The organism is Mesorhizobium sp. M7A.F.Ca.CA.004.12.1.1 (assembly GCF_003997835.1).
GTDB lineage: Bacteria > Pseudomonadota > Alphaproteobacteria > Rhizobiales > Rhizobiaceae > Mesorhizobium.
The window spans coordinates 1-2,616 of the sequence record NZ_RZRK01000839.1 but is presented as its reverse complement, the minus strand read 5'-3'; the positions used below and the strand labels follow the sequence as shown (position 1 = coordinate 2,616).

Sequence of the window (2,616 nt, the reverse complement as noted above, 5' to 3'; positions counted from 1 at the left end):
CTGCGCGCCGTCGACAATGTCGATTTCGCGCTGATGCCGGGCGAGATCCGTGCCGTGATCGGCCCCAACGGGGCGGGGAAGACCACCTTCGTCAGCCTGGTCAGCGGCCGCATCCAGCTGTCTGCCGGCATGATCGTCTTCGACGGCGCCGACATCACCAATCTGCCTGCCTATGTCAGGGTGCGCAGGGGCATCGCCTACACCTTCCAGCTCACCAGCGTCTATGCCAACCTGTCCGTTTACGCCAACGTCGCGCTGCCCGCGCAACTGACGCAGCGGCATGGCAGTCATTCCAAGAGCGCGATACAGGCCGCTGTCATGACCGCACTGGAACGCACCGGCCTGGCCGATCGTGCCCACATGCCGGCGGGCCAATTGTCCTACGGCCATCAGCGCCTGTTGGAAGTGGCGATGGGCCTCGCACTGAAGCCGCGCCTGCTGATCCTCGACGAGCCGACGCAAGGGCTGGCCGACAGCGAGATCGACAATTTCATCACCCTGGTGCGCGAGATCGCCAAGAACGCCACCGTGCTTCTGATCGAGCACAACATGCCTGTCGTCATGCAACTCGCCGACCGCATCACCGTCTTCAATGCCGGCAAGATCCTGGCCGAAGGCACCCCCGAAGCGATCCGCGAGAACGCGGCGGTGCAGGAAGCCTATCTGGGGACCGCCCCATGACCGAGGCAAAGTCCGAGGCGCTGACCATCTCTGGACTGGACTGCTACTATGGCGAGGTCCAGGTGCTCTATGGCCTCGACCTGGTGCTGAACAAGGGCGAGGTGCTGTGCCTGTTCGGCCGCAATGGCGCCGGCAAGACGACGACGCTGAAAGCCATCATGGGACTGGTTCCCTCAAGCGCCGGCTCGATCAGGCTCGATGGCCAAGAGTTGACTGGTCTGCCGGCGCATGAAGTGCCCAAGGCCGGCGTCGCCTATGTGCCGCAGGGAAGACGGCTGTTCGCCGAAATGACGGTGGCGGAAAACATCGAGATCGGCCTGATGGCGCGCGGCAAGGGCAAGGCCGTGCGGGAAAATGTCCTCGACCTGTTCCCGCTGCTGCGCCAGCGGCTGCGGCAGCGTTCCGGCACATTGTCCGGCGGCGAACAGCAGATGCTGGCCATGGCGCGCGCGCTCTGTCTCGAACCGCAAGTGCTGCTGCTCGACGAGCCAACCGAAGGGCTGATGCCGTCGATGATCGCCAAGATCCGCGAGACGGTGTCGAAGCTGCGCGACATGGGCGTCTCGACCATCCTGGTCGAGCAGCGTGTCGATGCGGTGCTTTCGGTCGCCGACCACGTTGCCTTCATCGAAAACGGCCGCAACCGCGAGACGGTCGACGTCGAGGAGTTGCGCGCCGACCCGTCGGCGGTCCGCCGCTATGTCGGCGTCGGGTGATCAGCCGAAGAACAGAAAGCCCGCGACCAAAAATGTCGGGATCAGCACCAGCCCAGACCACAGCATGTAGCCGAAGAAGCCCGGCATCTTCACGCCGCGATGGCGGGCGATGGCGTAGACCATGAAGTTCGGCGCATTGCCGATATAGGTGTTGGCGCCCATGAACACCGCGCCGGCCGAGATCGCGGCAAGCGTCGAAGCGAACTCCGTCATCAGGTGCCGGGGGTCGCCGCCGGCAAGCTCGAAGAACACCAGATAGGTCGGCGCATTGTCGAGGAAGGACGACAATGCCCCTGTCAGCCAGAAATAGGCGAGATCGTTGGGCGTACCCGAGGGTGAACTGACAAGCGACACCAGCGGTGCCAGCGCGCCGTCATGGCTTGCCCTTAGGATGGCGATGACCGGCACGATGCAGATGAAGATGCCGGCAAACAATTTTGCCACCTCTGCTATCGGGCCCCAATTGAAGCCGTTCGCCTCCCGGTGGCTCTTGTAGGAGAGCGGAAGCGACAGCAGGGCGAGCGCCAGGATGATGGCGTCGCGCACCAGATTCTGCAGTTCGAGACTGACGCCGAACACCGAGAAGCTGACGCCGGGCTTCCAGGCCGCCGACACCAGGATGGCGCCGATCACGCCCGCCAGCAGCGGAAGGTTGGCCAGGCCGCGCAGACGCACCTTGGTATCCGGCGTCGGATCCTTGATCTTCGGCGCGCCAGCCTCGCGCCGATGCAGGATGATGTCGATGCCCAGGAAGACGGCCAGCACGGCACCGCCGACGAACAGGGTCTCGCGCCAGAGATTGGCGGTCGTCCAGAAGAAGTCGACACCTCTGAGGAAGCCGACGAACAGCGGCGGATCGCCAAGCGGCGTCAGCGAGCCGCCGATGTTGGACACCAGGAAGATGAAGAAGATGACGACATGGGCGTTGAACGGCCTGTTATCGTTGGCGCGGATGATCGGCCGGATCAGGATCATCGAGGCACCGGTCGTGCCTATCACCGAGGCCAGCAGCGCGCCGACCAGCAGCAGGCCTGCATTCACCAGCGGCGTGCCGTGAATGTTGCCGGCAAGGAGAATGCCGCCCGAAATGGTGAACAGCGCAAACAGCAGGATGATGAACGACATGTATTCCGTGAGCAACGCATGCAGCACCGCTTCGGTCGCTGTGGGAACACCGAAGGCAGCCGCCAGCGGCACGATCACCAGTGCGGCCCAAAGG

The 2,616-nt window shown here is 64.0% G+C and carries 3 protein-coding genes; 2 read left to right on the top strand and 1 reads right to left on the bottom strand.

Annotated elements, in window-relative coordinates; genetic code table 11:
* Both EN984_RS30500 and EN984_RS30495 read left to right on the top strand, forming a co-directional pair.
* The coding region (locus tag EN984_RS30500) for an ABC transporter ATP-binding protein (protein ID WP_164765756.1) at positions 1–681 on the top strand (681 nt) is incomplete at its 5' end.
* On the top strand, positions 678–1,397 hold the full coding sequence (locus tag EN984_RS30495; protein WP_127267043.1) for an ABC transporter ATP-binding protein: 720 nt from the start codon (positions 678–680) through the stop codon (positions 1,395–1,397). The genes EN984_RS30500 and EN984_RS30495, both read left to right, overlap by 4 nt.
* Here the strand turns inward: EN984_RS30495 and EN984_RS30490 are convergent.
* On the bottom strand, positions 1,398–2,616 hold a 1,219-nt coding region (locus EN984_RS30490; RefSeq protein WP_127384185.1), incomplete at its 5' end, for a sodium:proton antiporter.